This is a genomic window from Methylophilus sp. QUAN (assembly GCF_015354445.1).
Classification (GTDB): domain Bacteria; phylum Pseudomonadota; class Gammaproteobacteria; order Burkholderiales; family Methylophilaceae; genus Methylophilus.
In genome coordinates, this window is the sequence record NZ_JADKYT010000003.1 from 546,535 (window position 1) to 566,173 (window position 19,639).

Annotated in this window: 18 protein-coding genes; 8 read left to right on the forward strand and 10 right to left on the reverse strand. The window is 51.4% G+C overall.

Going from position 1 to position 19,639, the window contains the following annotated elements; translation table 11 throughout:
• The first annotated feature begins 86 nt into the window (after positions 1-86).
• Complete coding sequence (locus INP79_RS15120; RefSeq protein ID WP_194755009.1) at positions 87-1,514, forward strand: glutamate synthase subunit beta; 1,428 nt, start codon at positions 87-89, stop codon at positions 1,512-1,514.
• A 172-nt stretch (positions 1,515-1,686) separates the two neighbouring features.
• Positions 1,687-2,751, forward strand: coding sequence for a uroporphyrinogen decarboxylase (gene hemE / locus INP79_RS15125; RefSeq protein WP_194755010.1), 1,065 nt, complete (start codon positions 1,687-1,689; stop codon positions 2,749-2,751).
• A gap of 50 nt (positions 2,752-2,801) precedes the next feature.
• Here the strand turns inward: hemE and INP79_RS15130 are convergent, their stop codons facing one another.
• Both INP79_RS15130 and INP79_RS15135 read right to left on the reverse strand, forming a co-directional pair.
• Entirely contained in the window at positions 2,802-4,364 is a 1,563-nt protein-coding gene (locus tag INP79_RS15130; RefSeq protein ID WP_194755011.1) for a glycosyltransferase family 39 protein, read from the reverse strand.
• A gap of 300 nt (positions 4,365-4,664) precedes the next feature.
• Positions 4,665-5,261, reverse strand: coding sequence for a cytochrome b (locus tag INP79_RS15135; protein WP_194755012.1), 597 nt, complete (start codon positions 5,259-5,261; stop codon positions 4,665-4,667).
• A gap of 90 nt (positions 5,262-5,351) precedes the next feature.
• On the opposite strand from INP79_RS15135, the gene INP79_RS15140 reads away from it, so the two are divergent.
• Positions 5,352-6,281 (forward strand): quinoprotein relay system zinc metallohydrolase 2, encoded by a 930-nt coding sequence (locus INP79_RS15140; protein WP_194755013.1) that lies wholly within the window; start codon positions 5,352-5,354, stop codon positions 6,279-6,281.
• A gap of 9 nt (positions 6,282-6,290) precedes the next feature.
• On the opposite strand, the gene INP79_RS15145 is transcribed toward INP79_RS15140, so the two are convergent.
• Genes INP79_RS15145 through INP79_RS15160 form a run of 4 tightly spaced genes read right to left on the reverse strand, consistent with a single transcriptional unit; the run spans position 6,291 to position 9,877 of the window.
• Positions 6,291-7,082 (reverse strand): SDR family oxidoreductase, encoded by a 792-nt coding sequence (locus INP79_RS15145; RefSeq protein ID WP_194755014.1) that lies wholly within the window; start codon positions 7,080-7,082, stop codon positions 6,291-6,293.
• 9 nt (positions 7,083-7,091) lie between these two features.
• Complete coding sequence (locus INP79_RS15150; RefSeq protein ID WP_194755015.1) at positions 7,092-7,787, reverse strand: TenA family transcriptional regulator; 696 nt, start codon at positions 7,785-7,787, stop codon at positions 7,092-7,094.
• Positions 7,788-9,278 carry an AMP-binding protein gene (locus tag INP79_RS15155; RefSeq protein ID WP_194755016.1) on the reverse strand — a complete coding sequence of 497 codons (1,491 nt, stop codon included), beginning with the start codon at positions 9,276-9,278 and terminating at the stop codon, positions 7,788-7,790.
• A gap of 44 nt (positions 9,279-9,322) precedes the next feature.
• Positions 9,323-9,877, reverse strand: a complete 555-nt coding sequence (locus tag INP79_RS15160; protein ID WP_370583284.1) for a thermostable hemolysin — start codon at positions 9,875-9,877, stop codon at positions 9,323-9,325.
• A 478-nt stretch (positions 9,878-10,355) separates the two neighbouring features.
• On the opposite strand from INP79_RS15160, the gene INP79_RS15165 reads away from it, so the two are divergent.
• Together INP79_RS15165 and INP79_RS15170 are read left to right on the forward strand one after the other, a co-directional pair.
• Entirely contained in the window at positions 10,356-11,057 is a 702-nt protein-coding gene (locus INP79_RS15165; protein ID WP_194755018.1) for a phosphatase PAP2 family protein, read from the forward strand.
• Positions 11,054-12,733: a phosphoethanolamine transferase gene (locus INP79_RS15170; protein ID WP_194755019.1), complete on the forward strand. Its 1,680-nt coding sequence runs from the start codon at positions 11,054-11,056 to the stop codon at positions 12,731-12,733. Before INP79_RS15165 ends, INP79_RS15170 begins: the two co-directional genes overlap by 4 nt.
• On the opposite strand, the gene INP79_RS15175 is transcribed toward INP79_RS15170, so the two are convergent.
• Entirely contained in the window at positions 12,730-13,242 is a 513-nt protein-coding gene (locus INP79_RS15175) for a hypothetical protein (protein ID WP_194755020.1), read from the reverse strand. The two genes, INP79_RS15170 and INP79_RS15175, sit on opposite strands and share 4 nt — an antisense overlap.
• Entirely contained in the window at positions 13,242-14,216 is a 975-nt protein-coding gene (locus tag INP79_RS15180; RefSeq protein ID WP_228520084.1) for a hypothetical protein, read from the reverse strand. The genes INP79_RS15175 and INP79_RS15180 overlap by 1 nt, the downstream gene beginning before the upstream one ends.
• Before the next feature lie 72 nt (positions 14,217-14,288).
• Here INP79_RS15180 and INP79_RS15185 point away from each other — a divergent pair, with 72 nt between their 5' ends.
• Complete coding sequence (locus INP79_RS15185; RefSeq protein WP_228520086.1) at positions 14,289-16,013, forward strand: PAS domain-containing sensor histidine kinase; 1,725 nt, start codon at positions 14,289-14,291, stop codon at positions 16,011-16,013.
• A gap of 2 nt (positions 16,014-16,015) precedes the next feature.
• Positions 16,016-17,374, forward strand: a complete 1,359-nt coding sequence (locus INP79_RS15190) for a sigma-54 dependent transcriptional regulator (RefSeq protein WP_194755021.1) — start codon at positions 16,016-16,018, stop codon at positions 17,372-17,374.
• Between the two features lie 8 nt (positions 17,375-17,382).
• On the opposite strand, the gene INP79_RS15195 is transcribed toward INP79_RS15190, so the two are convergent.
• Together INP79_RS15195 and INP79_RS15200 are read right to left on the reverse strand one after the other, a co-directional pair.
• Positions 17,383-18,168, reverse strand: coding sequence for a class III extradiol ring-cleavage dioxygenase (locus INP79_RS15195; RefSeq protein ID WP_194755022.1), 786 nt, complete (start codon positions 18,166-18,168; stop codon positions 17,383-17,385).
• A gap of 20 nt (positions 18,169-18,188) precedes the next feature.
• Positions 18,189-18,578, reverse strand: coding sequence for a DoxX family protein (locus INP79_RS15200; RefSeq protein WP_194741184.1), 390 nt, complete (start codon positions 18,576-18,578; stop codon positions 18,189-18,191).
• Between the two features lie 173 nt (positions 18,579-18,751).
• Between INP79_RS15200 and INP79_RS15205 the strand changes: the two genes are divergently transcribed.
• Entirely contained in the window at positions 18,752-19,633 is an 882-nt protein-coding gene (locus tag INP79_RS15205) for a LysR family transcriptional regulator (protein WP_228520088.1), read from the forward strand.
• Positions 19,634-19,639: the final 6 nt, after the last annotated feature.

Here is a 19,639-nt window from a genome sequence, read left to right on the forward strand (position 1 = left end):
GTTTTTGTTAATTAAATGCCCCGCCTCGCGCGGGGCCTTATTCAAGGTTGCGTCCATAGCAAGCAACAGGGAAGAGATGATTTCACATGGGTAAAGTCACAGGTTTCATGGAATTTGACCGTCTGTCAGAAGAAAATCTGCCGGTCAAAGATCGCGTCAAAAATTACAAAGAGTTCGTCCTGCATTTGACAGACGACCAGGCCAAACAGCAAGGTGCGCGCTGCATGGATTGCGGCATTCCTTTCTGTACGACCGGCTGTCCAATCAACAACATCATTCCAGACTGGAATGACCTGGTATATCACCAGGACTGGCGCAGTGCGATTGATGTATTGCACTCCACCAACAACTTCCCTGATTTCACCGGCCGCATTTGCCCGGCCCCTTGTGAAGCGGCCTGTACCTTGAACATCAACAATGACGCCGTAGGTATCAAATCCATTGAGCACGCCATTATTGATAAAGCCTGGGAAAACGGCTGGGTCACCCCGCAGATCAACCCGAACAAAACCGGCAAAAATATTGCCGTGGTCGGCTCAGGCCCCGCGGGCCTGGCAGCCGCACAGCAGTTGGCACGTGCGGGCCACAGCGTCACTGTATTCGAGAAAAATGACCGTATCGGCGGCTTGCTGCGTTACGGCATCCCTGACTTCAAACTGGATAAATCCAACATTGACCGTCGCGTTGCACAAATGGAAGCCGAAGGCGTGACTTTCAAAGTCAATCAATACGTCGGTGAGAACGTCAGCGCAGCGGATCTTGAGCGCGACTTCGATGCCGTGATCCTGGCCGGTGGTGCGGAATTGCCACGCGACCTGCCAGTGCCTGGCCGTGAACTCGATGGCGTGCATTTCGCCATGGACTTTTTGACCCCAAACAACAAAATGGTGGCCGGTGACACTGTGCCTAACCAGATCAAAGCCACAGGCAAACACGTTGTCGTCATCGGTGGCGGTGACACCGGCTCTGACTGCGTTGGTACATCTAACCGTCATGGCGCAGTTAGCGTCACTCAATTTGAGTTGATGCCGCAGCCACCAGAAAAAGAAAACAAATCCTTGGTATGGCCAAACTGGCCACTGAAAATGCGCACTTCCAGTTCACATGAAGAAGGCGCAGACCGTGACTGGTCTATCACCACCAAAGAACTGATTGGCGAGAACGGCAAACTGACCGCGCTCAAAGGCGCACGCGTCGAGTGGAAAGACGGCAAAATGGTAGAAGTGCCAGACTCCGAATTCACCATCAAGGCTGACCTGGTATTTTTGGCCATGGGCTTTGTCTCACCGATACAAAAAGTGCTGGATGCATTTGGTGTAGAGAAAGACAACCGCGGCAATGCCAAAGCCACCACTGATGGCGAAGGCTGCTACAAAACCAGCAAAGCCAAGGTGTTTGCTGCTGGCGATATCCGCCGCGGCCAATCCCTGGTGGTATGGGCAATCCGTGAAGGCCGCCAGTGCGCTCGTGAAGTAGATGCGTTCCTGATGGGTAGTTCTACCCTGCCACGCTAATACAGCCCAATGGCAAATCCAAAAACGCCGATGACCTTCATCGGCGTTTTTATTTGTCATAACACAAAAAAACCACATTCTTTCAGGTGAAACATCAGCTTGGCCTTTATAATCATGCTTTTACATTTTGTTGACCTGCCTGTGCCTCATTAGGCAATCACCATTAAATCAAATGACTCAACTGCAAAACGACACCTTTTTGCGCGCACTCATGCGCCAACCTACTGAATACACCCCGGTCTGGATGATGCGCCAGGCTGGGCGCTACCTGCCAGAATACCGCGAAAGCCGCAAAACAGCAGGTAGCTTTATGCAACTGTGCCAAAGCCCGTCTTTTGCAACAGAAGTGACTTTGCAGCCACTGGACCGTTATCCACAACTGGATGCGGCCATTCTGTTTAGCGACATTCTGACCGTGCCTGATGCCATGGGATTAGGCTTGTATTTTGAAGAAGGTGAAGGCCCGAAATTTGAGCGTACCTTGCAAGCTGAGGAAGACATCCTCAAGCTGGAAGTGCCTGACATGGCCAAACTGCAATATGTGTTTGACGCTGTCAGCAGCATCCGCAAAGCGTTGAATGGTCGTGTGCCATTGATCGGCTTTTCCGGCAGCCCGTGGACACTGGCCACCTATATGGTCGAAGGCAAAGGCGGCACCGACTTTCTGAATACCAAGAAAATGGGCTACGCCAGACCAGAGTTGTTGCATCGCATTCTGGAAATCACGTCACAAACCGTGATTCAATACCTGAATGCGCAAATTGCTGCAGGCGCCCAGGCGGTGATGATTTTTGACTCCTGGGGCGGCGCACTGTCGCATGACGCTTATATCGAATTTTCGCTGAATTATATGCAGAAAATCGTCGCTGGACTGACAAAAACAGCGGAAGGTAAAACAGTGCCCAGCATCGTCTTCACCAAAGGCGGTGGTTTGTGGCTGGAACAACAAGCGGCGATTGGTGCAGACGCATTAGGCCTGGACTGGACCGTCGACCTCGCGCAAGCACGCCAACGCGTAGGCAGCCAAGTTGCCCTGCAAGGCAATATGGACCCAGCCATTCTGCTAAGCTCACCAGCCGCGATCGAAAAAGAAGTTGCCCGCATCCTGGCCAGCTATGGTAATGGTCATGGCCACGTCTTCAACCTAGGCCATGGCATCACGCAATGGACGCCGCCTGAACATGCAGCCTGCATGCTGGAAACCTTGCGTAAACTGAGTCCGCAATACCATCGTTAATACAACTAAGGGCTGCGTCAAGCAGCCCTTAATACTTACATCCTTAACACTTACATCTTAGTGCAAGCACTCTCAATCTGTGCCGGACTGATGCGCCATAAATAGTGATCACGTACCCTGGCTTGCGGCGCGATATTGGCCAGTAACGGCAGATGTGCCGCGCTTCCAGGATCGCCCGCGACCCAGAGTGACTGACTCGCCTGCAAATGGCATATTTGCTGTGCCAATTGCTGGTCGTTCAACAAGTTTTCTGCAGCTACCTGTGGGTTAAAGCGCTTGGCCTCAAGCAATTCTTTTTCCCAACTGTCATCTAACACCTCGCGCGCAGCCGCCGTCCAATCAGCCACGACCCAGGCCGGTGCGGACAAATGCAAATAAAACGGCAAGTCAAACTGATATTTACCCAGCATCACTAACTGATCGTTTGCATGGGCGAGCGATTGCACTTGCATGGCCAATTGATAAGAGGCAACTCTTTTTGCATGCTGAATCACCGTCATAATTGCGATCACACAGGCCACAATGGCCACAGCCAGCGTCAGCCACAAACTACGACGCTTGAATACCGGGTCCTGGCAGGCCTGTACCATCAATAACGCAGTGAGAGTAGCCAACGCAGGTAGCACCGGCATGATATAGCCCAGGGGCTTGGATACCGGAATAGAAAAGAACAACAGAATAAAACCCAGCCAGCACAGCATGAGCAAGCCCACGTCACGTTGCACAGGTGTCCACATCCTAAGCGCCTGCCTACGGAATCTGAGCAACCATAATGACGAAGGTAATGTGAGCAACAAGAGTGCCGGGAAATAAAACCAGAACGGCTCCTGATTGTTAAAATTTGATCCGGCAAAACGCTGAAAATGATGATGGATGAAAAAGTAATCCAAAAAGCCTTTGAATTGGGACTCCATCAACACAAACCAGGGGCTGACCAGCAATAAAAACACCGCCACTGCTGGCCACCAGAAAAAATGCTTGATATAAGCTAACCGTCCACTTGCCAGCAACCAGCAAAAAATAACGGCCGCAGGCAATACAACGCCGATCAAACCTTTGGCGAGTATTCCTCCCACCGCAAAAAACATGGTCAACATTAAATGGTGTTCCGCTGGTCGCTCCCTGTCTATGCTCCAGACAAACTCTGCTGCAGACAGGATGGTGAGCGAAATCATACATGCGACCAGCATATCCAGATTGGCAAACTGCGCACTGGCAAAAAAGAATGGTTGTGTGACCAGCACCACGAAAGCCATCACCGCCGTTCTTTTATTTAAATACAGGAACAAGAACCTGAACAATGCGATGGCCATCACTATTGAAGATAACAGCGGCGCGACACGACTACAGAGGAGATGAGGGCCGCAGACGTTGAGGCTGGCGGCAGTCAACCAGTAAAACAGCGGCGGTTTATGAAAATAAGGCAACCCATCCAGATGTGGCACTAACCAGTCACCAGAAGTTAGCATTTCCCAGGCAATACCTACATAGCGCCCTTCATCCGGCAAAGCAAGCGGCCTAAACACAGCGGCGACGCCTAACCAAAGAATTGTAACTCCCAACCAGACCAGGTGACTGGAACTGCCCCACTGTTTTAACCGACCTTGCGACATGCCTACCCGCTTTTTTAATTGATTGATCCCTGTTTGCTGACGGCTAAAGCGCTCCCTATTCGCTGGAAGTCAATCGCATTTAAGTCAACAATAGCAACCATTTAGCAAACGGCATGCCGACAAAATAATTATTAATAATCAGACAGTTAAAATAAAAACAAGAATAATCTCTGCATCTTTTGCAGACCACTAATGCCTTTAATCAGTGGCCAATGCATTTTTTGCAGAGCTTACGGGGTTATTCGTGAATAACAGAGACAAAAAAGCCTGCAATCGCAGGCTTTTTATTAACAGGCAGATTTACTTTAAAGACATGCGTGACATGGTCTCATCTTTATCAATCAACTTATGCTTAAGCGCACCAAGCACATGCACGATAAACACAACCAGCAGAATATTGGCAAATAGCTCGTGAGACTCTTTGAACGCATCGCGCAAGTCTGCATTATCCAGACCACCGAACACCTCCAGCCCAAACCACTTCAAGCCAAATTTGCTATACAGCGTCATCAGCACGCCGCTTAAAGGCAAAGCAACCATCAGTAAGTAAAGCAAATGATGTGCACCGGTCGCCACTTTACGCTCCAGTGCAGAATAGCTGGCCAGCATGGCAGGCGGTGTGTGGCTGATGCGCCAGTAGACCCGGAACAGGATCAGCCACAACAAGGTAAATCCAAGTGACTTGTGCAAATTGAAATACAAGGTTCTGGCGCTGGCAGGCTCGTCCATCTGCCAGGTGTAAATCCCTAGGTCGAACAAGTCAAAAGCGGTTTGCTTTGGGCCATCCTTGGGCAATTCGCCCATGTACCAGCCAAGGGCAAACATGGCAATGATCGCCAACCCGATCAGCCAATGCAAAATAACGGCAACTTTGGTATATCGTTGCGTGGAACTCATGTTTTCTCCTTGAAATTACGTGTGACAGCAGTCACTTTGTCATCATGAATGATTTGATTATGATGTATGAAACATTCATGGGCAGTCGTCATGTTATCAAAAATAAAGCTATTGTGTGCCGGTGTTACATTCGGTTTTGTAACGTTTTGTAGTCATGTGCAGGCAGACAGTTTCGAGTTGAAGAAAGTTGCTGACGGCGTGTATGTGCATCATGGTAAACATCTGGATATCGACGACGGCTATCAGGGCGACATTTGCAACCTGGGCGTGGTGGTTGGTAGCGAAGCCATTGCCGTGATTGACAGCGGTGGCAGCAAACACACCGGTGAGCAATTATTGCAGGCAATCAAAACCATTAGTCCGCTACCAATACGCTATGTGATCAACACGCATGTGCACCCTGACCACACGTATGGCAATGCGGCCTTCCAAAATGGCGTCACCCACTTTGTCGGCCACGAAAAACTGGCGAATACCATGCTGCTACGCAAAGAACAGTATGAAAAACTCAATGCGCGACTGCTCGGTGAGGCAGGTAAAGCCAGCACAACCATTCCACCGGATACCATGGTGCACGATCAATTGACGCTGGATTTAGGAGGCCGCAGCTTGCAATTGCAAGCACAAACCGTTGCCCACACGCACACCGACTTAACCGTACTCGACACTAAAACCAATACCCTGTTTACCGGTGACCTGCTATTTGCCCAACGCACCCCGGTAGTGGAAGGCGATCTCAAGCGCCTGATCGCAGCACTCGAACAGATTAACCAGTCACATTACGCCCTCATCGTCCCCGGACATGGCTTGGAAAGCAATGACCAGCCAACCATGCTTGGTAATGAACTCAGGTATCTCAATTTACTGCTGGCTGACATCCGCACCAGTATCAAAAAAGGCATTAGCATGGAGCAGACCATGGACACCGCCGCCGCCAGCGAGCGCGACAATTGGCAATTATTCGACATTGCCAACCGACGCAATGTGAATGTGATCTACCCGCAACTGGAATGGGAATAAGCAAGCCAGTTACAAATACTTTTTCGCCAAGGCGACTTGTTGTTTGAGGCCCACATTCACCAACCTGGGGGCCAATCCATTAAGCCAGGCAAACAGGCTTTGTGGCTGGCCGATAAACAACTCCTGTTTATCTTTCTGCAATGCCTGCACAATTTTATCTGCCACGTCTTGTGGACTATCCACGGCTTGGCCAGAAGCCTGCCACATGGCGTTGGTGCGGTCATCGTTCATGGGGGTGGCTATCGCGCGTGGCGCAATATAGGTGATGCCAATATTGGTATCCACTAATTCGCGGCGCAAGGCCTGGCTAAAGCCATGGATAGCAAATTTGCTCGCGCAGTAGGTAGCAAAATGCGGAAAGCCTAGCGAGCCAAAGATGGAGCCGACAAACGCCAGGTGACCTCGCCCGCGTTGCAAAAAGTAAGCTACGAATTCGCGGCTTAATACCAGCGTTGCCGTGACATTGGTATGCACCATATTATCGATGCTGACTTCTGTTTGCTGCGCAAACTCGGTGAATTCAATCATTCCGGCATTGTTAATCAGTAAGTCTACATGCCCCATCTCACGCAGCGATTGTTTTAACACCTGGCTGGCCATATTGGGCTGGGCCAGATCGGTGACCATAATATGCGACTTGCCCCCTTGTGCAGCGACCCTTTTTTGCAGCGCATGCAACTTAACCGGGTCGCGACCAACCAGCCCGACCACGGCGCCTTGCGCAGCGAGCGCCAAGGCCAGCTTAGCACCCAGGCCACCGGTTGCGCCTGTTAACACCACATGCAGGTTACGTAACTCCATGACTGACTCCTAAGCGGCTGCAACCAGCGGTTGGCTGGCCGCTTGTGCCGCCACATGTTTGAAAATATCGCCATACAGACGGTAAAAGCGCTTGGCGGCATGAATAATGATTTGCTGATCTTCTGGCTTGGTCACTTGGTTCATCAAGCTCTCATAAAAGGTCACATGGCTGAGATCCAGCGAGCCGTGTGAAAACAGGTAGCTGAAGGCTTTTTTAGGCAATTTGAGCGCCTGCATGATTTTCTCACCCGCCTGGGTAGCCACTGCCGTGCTGGTGCCTTCCAGTACCAGCACCATGCCAAAAAAGCCAAGTGGATTGACGCGACTGATCATGTCGTACGCATACGCCACCATCACTTCAGTCTCATGACAGGCGGCATCTGCAGCAGTTGCACTATGGCGCACCGACTCTTTGTCGCCACCGCTAGCGGCAATATCATTGAGCACCCATTCCTGATGGCCCATTTCTTCTTCGATATATTCACCAATCGCCGTACGCAGCCATTCGTATTCACCACTGAGTCGGCCACCGCATGCCATCAGTAATGGCGTCGTATGCTTAACGTGGTGATACGCCTGGGTGAGAAATGCCCGATATGTCTCCAGGGTGATATTGCCTTGTGCGCCTTGCACAATCAGCGGCAAGCTCATCAATGTCTGACGCTCCTGCTCGGTCGCGTTTAATAATTGCTGATAAAAAGTCATTTATATTCCTTCGTAGATCGCATTGATTTCAGCAACATAAGCAGCTGCAATCACATCGCGTTTTAAACGGCCATTGGCCGTCAATTGTCCGTTATGCGGGCTAAATGGCTGATCAGCAAACACCACATCGCCCACCTGCGCGTAGTCTGGTAGCTGTTGATTCACCTGCGCAATGGCCTGCGCCACCTGCTCAGCGCTGTATTGCGGCTGTGGTACCACAATTGCCACATTAAACGGCCTCGCTTCTCCAAACACACACACCTGCAGCAATGCTGGCTGGTGTATTAAAGTACTCTCCACCCACTCAGGCGAAACATTGCGCCCAAACGAGGTAATAAACATATTTTTTTTGCGGCCCGACAGATAAACGTACCCATCTTCATCCTGATAAGCCAGGTCACCCGTGGCCAGATAGCCTTCTTCGTCCAGCACCGGCGCGACAATACCGCCTTCGGGTTGGGTGTAGCCGTGATACAAAGCGCCCTTTACCCAAAGCTCACCGGTCATATCCACGCGTAATTGCACATGGGGCAAGGGCTTGCCTATGCTGCCCGGCTTGTGTGACTGTGGTGTATTGAGGGCCACAACAGACGCACACTCTGACAATCCATAGCCTTCAAACACAGGTAATCCTAGCGCATGGGCCTGCAGGATCAACTCTGGCACCACCTTGGCGCCACCGACGGCCACAAAGCGCAACTGCGTCAGCGCGGCCTGTCCGGCTTGCACATACATCACCAACGCACGTAGCAATTCAGGAATCAGAATCGCAGTGCTCGCACGGCTGCCTTGCAAGCCCCGATACAAGCGGCTGATATCAAACTGGCTACCAGTAAAACCCACCGCCTGGCATGGATACACAACCACCGTCGCCCCTGAAATCAGGCTGGCATAAACACCCGCCACGTTTTCCAGTAAAGTGGCCAGCGGCAACACGCAAAAATGGCGATCAGCGGCGCCTGGCTGTATCAGGGTGGCAATAGAGTTCGCGACCTGCCACATGGTGTGCGCTGACAAACACACACCTTTGGGCGCGCCCGTCGTGCCCGAGGTATAGGTAATTTTATCGGCTGCCGCCACGCGATCATGGGTATGAACACGCAAGACTGCCACGGTTTGACCCGCCACTCTCCACTCAGCAAGCAGCGTACTGCCTGGGTAAAGCTGTTGCCAGGCCGCGGGCATATCTGTTAATACCAGGCTGACACCGGCATCCACAATCGCATGCTGTTTTTGCGCCGCAGTAAAAAATGCCGGGACTGGCACGTTACTCCAACCCGCCGCCACGACTGCCAGGTCCAGCACAATCCAGGCTGGGCTATTATCCAGTGCCAATGCCACACTGGCCCGATTTGTCAGCGCCTTCAAAGCGCCAGACACCCGTGCAATTTCAGCCGCCAGCTCACTGTAAGTCAGTTGTGTAGATTGCCCCTCGAGGGCGACACGTGTTGGTGATTGTATTGCCTGTGCCTGAATCTGTTGTAATAGCATGATGGTGATTAGTGCTTATATTGGTGACACTTAAATAGTGTCAGTTACAAAGGATCAGCCACACCGCGAATCGCCACAATCTGCGGCGTATGCTTGTAATAACTGCCCCATTTTGCACGCTCCTCAGCACTTAATCGCTCAGGGTGAGCCATGGCCAGCGGAAACAGATCGACACCGCCTTTAATCAGGCCATTTTGCAGGCTGTGATGCGCGGTCGCCACGCCCCATGGCAAGTTCATGCTCAAACTGTGTTGTATCACATGCGCAATCAGCACACCGGCATTCCGTGGATTTGCCACCGCCAGATTGCCTATACAGGTAATTTCTTCACGACCTATCTTTCTGTCGAGTTGGCGCGACATCAATTGCTCAATCGGTTCATCCAGGTATTGCTCAAGAAACAATGTCTCTTGCGCCGCATTACGCAAACCAAATGCGGCCATCAAAATGCCGCTGGCATCCCGCAACGCGACTAATTGCGGCATAAAGTGATTCACCTCTGCGCCATAAACCTGCTTGAACACCGCGGCAATAAACGCCTCCACCTCCTGACGGCATGGCGCGCCTCGCTCAACCAAATGACCCGTAATCTCATTCACTTGATACCTTTTCGCCTGGGCAAAGTTTCTCAATTCATAAGCAGATGACGCATGATAGAACGATGTATTTGATTCTGAATGCAGCATGTCATTTCTCTCGCTGACAACAATATTGCTCAGCTAATTGCAAGCACCATGCCAGCGCCAATTACTCATAATAATCATACAGTTACGATTAACCACCGCAACCACACCCTGCACTTTTTGCAGGTAGATTGCCATACATTTAATTCATAACCTGCATTTTTTGCATAAAACTCAAAAGAAAATCATTTTCATTACCAACAAGACACATTAATTTCCTCAACAAAATCAGCACCTTAAGTAGCCATACATCAACTTAATTATAAAGTGGCACACCGCTTGCATTTATGGTCAGAGTTTTTGAAAAAATGATGTATTCTGACGCTTGTCTGACTATCAACTATTTTCAAAAAATAACAACCCATTGCATTTTTGCAATCAACACAAAATAGAAATGATAAAAAGTCCCTGGTTACCTAAGCCAACGTTGGCAGCACTTTGGTGCATTTGGATCGCCCTCGCGATTGGCATCGTCTGGCTGGCGAATGCCACGTCTATTGACCTGACATTGGCTGACCAGCAATTTGATTTTTCGCAGCACGCCTTTACCCAAAAGCATAACTTCTTGTATGAAACCGTCATGCATGTGTATGCCAAACACCTGTTTACCGTGATCTGGTTAATCCTGTTATTGCTAGCCTGGCTGCCCGAGCGCCTGTTAGGCCATCGCCTTTCCGCGGCAACCAGTTACAAACTACGCTGGATTGTCCTGCTGGCTTTGCTCAATGCGATTGTCGTCTCCTGCCTTAAACACCAAATGCCGCACGCCTGCCCCTGGGATATCGTACGCTACGGCGGCAGCGCGCCATGGGTGCCTACCTTCACCAGTCATCCAGCGCTAGAAGCTGGCCATTGCTTTCCGGCAGGACACACGACCAGCGGCGTGTGGCTATCTGCACTCGGTTTACTGTGGTTACCGCAAGCGCCTCGCAAAGCCTTATTGGTAGCTATTACTGGGCTTGTGGTCGGCTTCGCGCTGGGTTGGGCGCAGCAAATCCGCGGCGCCCACTTTTTATCGCACACCCTGACCTCGCTGTGGCTGATGTGCGGCTGGTTATTAATGGTATTCACTTTTTCCAAGAGTCGTATTGAATGAAGATATTCGCAATGTTTACCCGCACACTACGCGCGCTGTTTACCCCGCAAATCTGCCTGATCTGGGGGGCGAGCCTTTGGCTGATGCTCACCAGCAACCACGCCCTGTTTGAACATCTGCTCAATCTTTACCCATGGAACGCACATAACGCAGGATTTATCGTCAGCATCAGCCTGTTTTTTACTTTTAGCATCACCTTATGGCTGATGCTGCTCAGCCATGGCAAATCAGCACGCTGGGTGTTGGCCATCATTCTGCTGTCTGCCGCCTGGGCCGCGTATTACATGGATGAGTTTGGCGTCATTATTGACCACGTCATGCTGGACAATGCGGCCAAAACAGATACCCAGGAGGTCATGGGATTACTGTCCTGGGGATTTTTTATCAAGATGCTATTGCTGGGCATGTTACCCGCATTCATCCTGATCAAAAAAGTGCCAGCCCGTTTTTTTCAGCGCGACCCGATCAGCGTCCGCCTTAAGCAGATTGCCTTGTTACTGTTAGGCATGATCCTGGTGGTGATTCCATGCAGCGCGGATTACGCCACGTTTGTGCGCGAGCATAAAATGGTGCGTATGTATGCCAACCCAACATTCTTCCATTACTCAGTGGTGAAATGGACTTCGAAAAAACTGTTTACGCGCAGCATCACCGGCTTGCAAAAAACAGCGACGGATGTGGTCAATGTAGAAGCGGATCAACATCATGAACTAATTATTATGGTGGTTGGCGAAACTGCGCGTTTTGATCGTTTTTCATTGAATGGTTACTCCCGCATCACCAACCCCAGATTAGCCAAAGAAAATGTCGTGAGCTTCAAGCAAGTCAGTTCTTGCGGGACATCAACCGGTGTGTCTGTGCCGTGCATGTTTTCCATGCTGACGAGGAAACAATATGACGAAGACAAGGCCTTGCATATGGAGAATGCACTGGATGTCTTAAACCGTGAAGGCATCAAAGTGCTGTGGCGCGATAATAACTCTGACTCCAAAGGCGTCGCCTTGCGCGTCCCTTATGAAGACTTCCGTTCCCCGGCCCACAATCCGGTGTGCGATGACAATGAATGCCGTGACATCGGTATGCTGAACGGACTGGACAAGTTTATTGAAAAAAACAAAGATCATGACATCCTGATCGTGCTGCACCAGATGGGCAATCATGGTCCGGAATACTATCGCCGCTATCCAGATGAGTTCAAGAAATTCACGCCTATTTGCAAAACCGGCCGCTTGTCAGAGTGCTCACAACAAGAGATTGATAACTCATACGACAACGCCATTTTATATACGGATTACTTCTTATCAGAGGTGATTCAGTTCTTGAAGAAATATGACAGCAATCGCGAAACCGCCATGCTGTATGTGGCAGATCATGGCGAATCACTGGGTGAACATGGCATATACCTGCACGCAGCACCCTATATGATTGCACCCAAAGAGCAAACCCACGTACCAGCAATCCTGTGGGTAGGTCAGCATTTTGACTACCAATTGCCACAAATTAAACCTTATGAAAACTACGCGTTAAGTCATGACGATGTATTTTGCACCTTGCTCACAGCCTATGAGCTGAAATCGCAAACATGCCATGCCGAGTTTGGCTGGCTGGCACAAAACCGTGAGCTACAAGAGGAACAGCGCAAACACTTGCATCCTATAAAAGCAAGTACGCACTAATTACTACTATCGCAACGCAAGGCTGGCGGCTCTGACGTCAGCTTGCTGGGGGTGAGCCAAAACAAGGGCTTGATGCGTTCATCCACATGGCACGCATCGATATAGCCAATGGCACCATCGGTCTCAGCCACATAACGGATCATGGCTTCTTCTGACTGCACGGTATAAGGCGGTTGCACGCCGTGAAAATAGAGGCCGTTCCAATAATTCACCTGTGATCTCGGTGTGCTATGCAATACTTGCTGTGAAAACTTTAAGCGCAGCGGGTGCTCACTATGCAAATTCACCGGGTGCAAAGCCTGCCCATGCGAGGCATAAAGTTTCTTGCGCCAAAAAATCAACCCCAGTTCATCGGCATGAATATCAGGCGCCAACCCGGCTTGCACAGGCACAATCACCGCAATAATGCGATTATCCTCAACTGCCACCACTGGCTTCGCCAGTAACAGGCCGATTGCACAGGCAGCATACAGCCAGCGGCGCATAGTAAATGTCGTACTGCACTGCATTAAAACATCACCGCAAAGGAGGTCACAAAGCCACGCGGTACATCTTCGTATTCACCACTACCGCCAATAAATTCAAACTTCAGCAACTGGTTCGGTTTCACACGCTTGGTGACACCCAACACCCAGCGATCTGCATTCTTGCTATCCACTTCATGCAAGGTTTCTAACCGCGTGATCCAGTACCACTCACTGCCTAGCGAATAGGCACTTTGCAGATAAGCGCCACTGCCGCCATCATCGCCGCCCGTCGTTTTGCGCTCATAGACCTCACCACTAAACTCCCAGCGATTAAATTCCAGCAAAAAGTCTAGGCCATATAAATGGTAGGTCGGCGAGCCATGAATATCCTTCTGGTAACTCATGACATTCAGGCCCAGCGTATTCAACCCGGCATTGTTACCGCTTAAACCAAGAATATTATTGAATGCGAGGCGCGCGCCCTTCACCTCACGATGGATAATTTCATTACCATCCTGATGCTGGTCTTTCAGTGCTTCAGCATATACCTGATATTCCATATCCATATGACTAATCGGCAAACTGCCAAACAGCATGGCGCCATTGATACTTGATGGGAACAATCTAGAAGTGACCAGGGGGCGGCTGGCAGTCCACACCAGTGGTGGCGCATGCAATTGATTCCAGCGGCCGGCCGGGGTCAGAAAGCGGCCCAGGCGAACATTGGCTTTTTCATTGAGGTTATAGTCAAAGTAAAATCGCTCAAGGTCGACATAACTTTGCTTGGTATGAACACCATCGTGATGATCATAGGAAAGCGGATTTTCCAGCTCTAGCTCGCTGAAAAACTTGACGCGGGTGCCTTGGTCCCAGGTCACGATCATACTCACTTCATTCAGATTGAGTTGTGCGGCTTCAGTCCGCGGTAAACGCGCATCGATGCTGGTGTAACCACCGACGTGAAAACCACGCCAGAAGGAGTCATCCTCTTCAGCCACAACTGACTTGCATAGCATACACAGGCTGATTACACTGAGCGTGACCCTGAGCAAACTGCTTAATATAGCTGATCTATACATGGCTAATCGATGACATGGCTAATGGATGACCGTTTCGGCAAAAAACATTTAACCCGTATTTTCTCACATCTCATGCGCTTTCATTCACCCCTCACTATCCGCAAAATGCTTTTAATTGCATTTTTGCTGGCTGGCCTGTTGCCCGCGCTTTTAGTGAGCCTGCTGAGCTTTTACCAAGCCAGGCAGGCATTGCGGATTGAAATTCAGCACGACCTGCAAACCACGGGTAACGCGGTGGCAGAGCACGTTGACCGTGTCATGAACGAACGCGTACAGAATGTGCGTAGCTGGAGCCAGCTCGCCATCATGCAGGACATGTTGATTGGCGACATTGATAAACGGCTATCCATCTTTTTGGCCGAGACCCGGCGTAGTTACGCAGAGCAATATGTCAGCCTGGATGTCGCAGATTTGCAAGCACATATTGTCGCCTCCAGCCGCCCCGCCAATATTGGCCAGGCATTACACACACCGCCGGTCTGGATGTCGTTTCGCGACAATGGCCAAACCATTACCATCTATCATCTCAACAATCACCAGTTGATGATTTCCGCGCCGATTTTTTCGCAAAACACGTTACAGCCCATGGGTCAATTGATCGCGACCTTTAACTGGCAAGTGATTGAAAACTTGCTAAACCATGCCGCGCGACACAGCACAGCGCTGGCGCTGCTGGACAATAAACAACATATGCTCGCACAATCCAGCCTGTGGTCAGACCAGAAACACAGCCTGCATGCCAAAGCGGCGATAACCAGCCGCTTGCCACTCCATGGCTGGCAGATACACCTGAACAAAGACCATGATGTAGCCGTTGCGCCCGTACACCGCCTGGGCATGATTTTTATTGCCTTGCTCAGCGCCATCCTGGTGTTCTCGTTATTACTGGTGCGCCCCCTCGCCCAAAACATCAGCCGCCCGCTCGAAGCGCTCACGCGCTATGTGCAACGCTTTCGCCAGCCAGGTGTGACTGCGCCCGCATCCAGCGGTCCGGCCGAAGTACAATCACTGCATCAGGCGTTCACCCAAATGGCCACCGACCTGGCTGAATCAGAACAGCAACTGACCCGTGCTGCCAAATTAGCCGTGGTGGGAGAAATGGCTGCCGCCATGAGCCACGAGGTGAGGACGCCGCTGGGCATCATGCGCTCCTCGGCCGATGTTTTACTCAGGGAGCCGCAGCTCAGTGAAGACGGCCGTGAAGTACTCGGGTTTATTATTTCAGAAACCGAACGCCTGAATAAACTGGTCAGCGCCCTGATTGACGCTGCCCGCCCACGGCTGCCGAATAAAATCCCGCTGGACCTGCAAGCGCACTTGCAGCATGTCGTCGCCATGCTGCAAAAACCGGCGCAGGCAAAGCAAATTACCCTCACACTACAAGCCACACAGCCGGTCACCATTGAGGCAGACCAGGACCAGATGACACAAGTGCTGGTCAACTTGCTCATGAATGCGATTCAGATTTTGCCGGAGGGCGGGCATATTCAGCTGCAACTGTCAGCGGACGCAGACTTTGCCCATATTACGGTGGCAGATGATGGCCCCGGTGTCCCGCCAGCACAGCAAGACCATTTATTTGAAGCCTTTTTCACCCAGCGTGCTGGCGGGGTTGGCTTGGGGCTAGCCGTCGTCAAGCAAATCATTGAGGCGCACGATGGTACAATCAGCTATAGCACCAGCCCTTGGCAAGGCGCCCAATTTAACCTATCACTTCCGTTAGCGACTGTATAACCATGTCCACCCCGCAACACACTATTTTGGCTGTCGATGATGAACCGCATATGCGCAGGTTACTGGAAATCAGCTTGCGCCAAGCGGGCTACCGTGCACTGTCTGCGGGCAATGGCCGCGAAGCACTTGAGTTAATACAGCAACAGCAAATTGACCTGGTGGTGAGTGACTTGCACATGCCTGGCATGAATGGTTTGCAATTGCTGGAAGTCATACGTAAACAATATGAGCGACTGCCATTTATCATGGTCACTGCACAAGGTGAAATTAAAACCGCGGTCGAGGCCATGAAACTGGGCGCCAGCGATTATATTCTGCGCCCGTTTGAACTTGAGACCCTGGAAATTGCCATTCAGAAAGCCCTGGCCGTAAACCGTATCCAGCTGGAAAATGCTTTTTTCAAGGAATCCAGCCAGCCAGCGGTGACCGGACTCATAGGCAACAGCGCCCCCATGCAATCACTCAAGCAAATGATCCAGCAAGTGGCTCCAGAACGTGCAACGGCGTTTATTGTGGGCGAAACCGGCACCGGCAAAGAGCTGGTGGCAAAAGCGCTGCACGATGCCTCGCCGCGTAAATCGCAACTCTTCGTGGCCGTCAACTGTGCCGCCATTCCGGTCGATATTCTGGAATCCGAATTATTTGGACACGAAAAAGGCGCCTTTACCGGCGCGGTGAAAGAGCGTGTCGGCAAGTTTGAACTGGCCAATGGCGGCACGCTGTTTTTGGATGAAATCACCGAAATGCCTATCCAGTTACAATCAAAACTGCTGCGCGTGCTACAGGAAAACGTGGTGGAAAAGCTGGGCGGCAACCGGCAGATTGCGCTGGATGTGCGCGTGGTGGCAGCCACTAACCGTGATCCGCTGCAAGCGGTGAAAGAAGGCAAGTTGCGTGAGGATGTGTATTACCGCCTGAACGTGATCCAACTGCAAGTGCCACCATTGCGGGAGCGCGGCGAAGATGTCGGTTTGCTGGCAGACTATTTTCTGCATAAACGCCAGGGCAAGCTGAGTGAAAGCGCCCGTGTATGCTTGCAGCAATATCGCTGGCCAGGCAATGTGCGCGAACTGGAGAACATTCTGGAACGCGCCGCCATTCTGGCCGGGGGCCAGACCATACAACCGCAACATCTGCCCGCCGATATTGCACAATCACTTGCACCAGCCAGCAGCGAACCCAGCACGGCAAACAATGAAGGCAGCGACCTGTCTATCCCGCGCGCAACCGAGACCATAGAGCGCCGGCTGATTTTGCAAGCGCTGGATGCCTGCCAGGGCAACAAAACCAAGGCAGCCAAACTGCTTGAAATTAGTGAGCGCTCACTGTGGAACAAACTCAACCAATACGGTTTGCGTTAATGACCCATTTACTGCGTCCATCGTGATTCAGCCCAGAGGTAAGCATCCATTGCTAAAATGCCGTAGGTGTTTTCTGGCGTAAACCGTTTTGCAATTCCTATTGCACTGCCCGCTGCCACAAACAAAGGCATTAAATGATCCTCACTCGGATGCGCACGCACGCCCTGTGGGCACTCGGCCCGGTAATTGAGCATGCTTGGCCATTGCTGCTGCGCGATGCGTTCAGCCATCCAGTCGGCAAACGGTGCAACATAGGGCAAAGGCGCCGCCTCCCTGTCACCGGTAAAAAAATCCGATAAATTATGTGTGATGGCGCCAGAAGCCAGTATCAACACATTTTGCGCATGCAGCGTTTGTAACACACGCCCCAACGCAAACTGCTGGGCGGGGGTGCTGCGGCTCTGAATCGACAACTGGGTGACCGGTATATCTGCTTCAGGATACATCAGCATCAACGGCACCCAGGCGCCATGATCCAACCCGCGCTGGGGATGCGCTTGCACAGCGATGTCGTGCGATTGCAATAAGGTAGCCACTTGTTGCGCCAGCGCAGCTGCCCCTGGTGCCGGGTATTGCTTTGCATACAAAGCAGGTGGAAACCCGGCAAAATCGTGGATGGTTTCCGGCTGCGTGGCCAGGCTCACGGTGGGTACCCGCGTATCCCAATGCGCAGACACCACCAGAATGGCCTCCGGCCTCGGTAGGTCAGCGGCAATCTCTGCCAGCAACTGGCCGGTTTTACCCGGCTCAATCGCCAGCGTAGGCGCACCATGCGAGACAAACAGCGTCGTCATACCCATTTACTCCGTTTAGATTAGCGGCGACGGTTGTCCACACTGAATGCGCCCGCGCCAAACGCCACCACCATCAGCAAGCCACCAACAATGGTCAGGTTTTTCAGGAACATGATCTGCTGCATCTGATCGGCCAGGTTGTTGTGGAACATAAAGGCAGTTGCAACGGTAAAGATAGCAATCCCGGCAGCGGCCAGACGGGTTTTGTAGCCCACCAGCAAAGCAACACCCAACACCAACTCAACAAACAAGGCAATGGCATAAGCCACTTCAGGCAACGGCGCCCCCACACTCTGGATATAACCGATGGTGCCCGCAGGATTAGCCGCCTTACTCAAGCCGCTGATAATAAAAATCTGTGATAACAAAATACGGCCAGCCACACTGGCTGCGGATTGGATTGCGTTCATGTTGTGCTCCTTTGTGTTGTTTGTGCGATGTGATCATCAGCCGGACATCACACACTTCCCTGAGAAAATAGTGACTGCATTGGTTTAGCTGATGAATGGCATTGTATTCCTGAAACAAAAAAATGATAATCCCACTAAAATTAGTAAAACTGTCTCATATAGGTTGACAATCTATGGCCTCATTAGAGGAAATGCATTTTTTTGTCGAAGTGGTAAAACACGGCAACTTCACCAGCGCAGCCCATGCACTGGGTATCTCCAAGCAACTGGTCAGCCGCCGCATTATCGCGCTGGAGGCCCGGCTAGGCGTACGACTATTGCTGCGTACCACACGCAAACTGTCGCCGACAGAAACCGGCAAAGTGTTTTTTCAGCGCGCGCAACAAATCCTGCAAGCCATCCATGATGCTGAATTAGAGATCAGCAACCGTTCGGATGAGTTGCGTGGCCTGCTCAAAATTTCAGTGCCATTGTCTTACGCCAACCTGCGGCTGGCACCTGCGCTCACGGTTTTTATGCAACAACACCCCTTAGTGGATGTGTGGCTAGATGCGGATAACCGCCATGTAGATATGATTAGCGAAGGCTATGACATGGTGATTCGTGTGACCGACCACCCCGAAGAAGGCATGGTGGCTCGCAAACTGGAAGATGCAGCAATGCGCTATTGTTGCAGCCCGGATTATATTGCCCGCTACGGAGTGCCCACCTCGCCACAAGCGCTTTCCAAGCATGCCTGCTTAACCCACAGGGCTAGCGAATGGCAATTTACCGAGAATGACCAGATACACCGCATCCCGATTCACGCACACTTAAAATCTAACCACGGCGAGGTCTTGCGCGATGCCGCCGTGGCCGGATTGGGCATTACCGGTCTACCGGCTTTTTATGTGCTGGAAGATTTGCAACGTGGCCGTCTGGTAGAAGTGCTGGCTGAATATCGTATGCAGCAGGCGGGCATTTACGCCATGTATCCTTACCACAAGCAGGTGTCGGCCAATGCACTCGCCTTGATCGAGCACTTGCGGCAGTGGTTTCGGCCCCCAGCCGCCTGATGCACA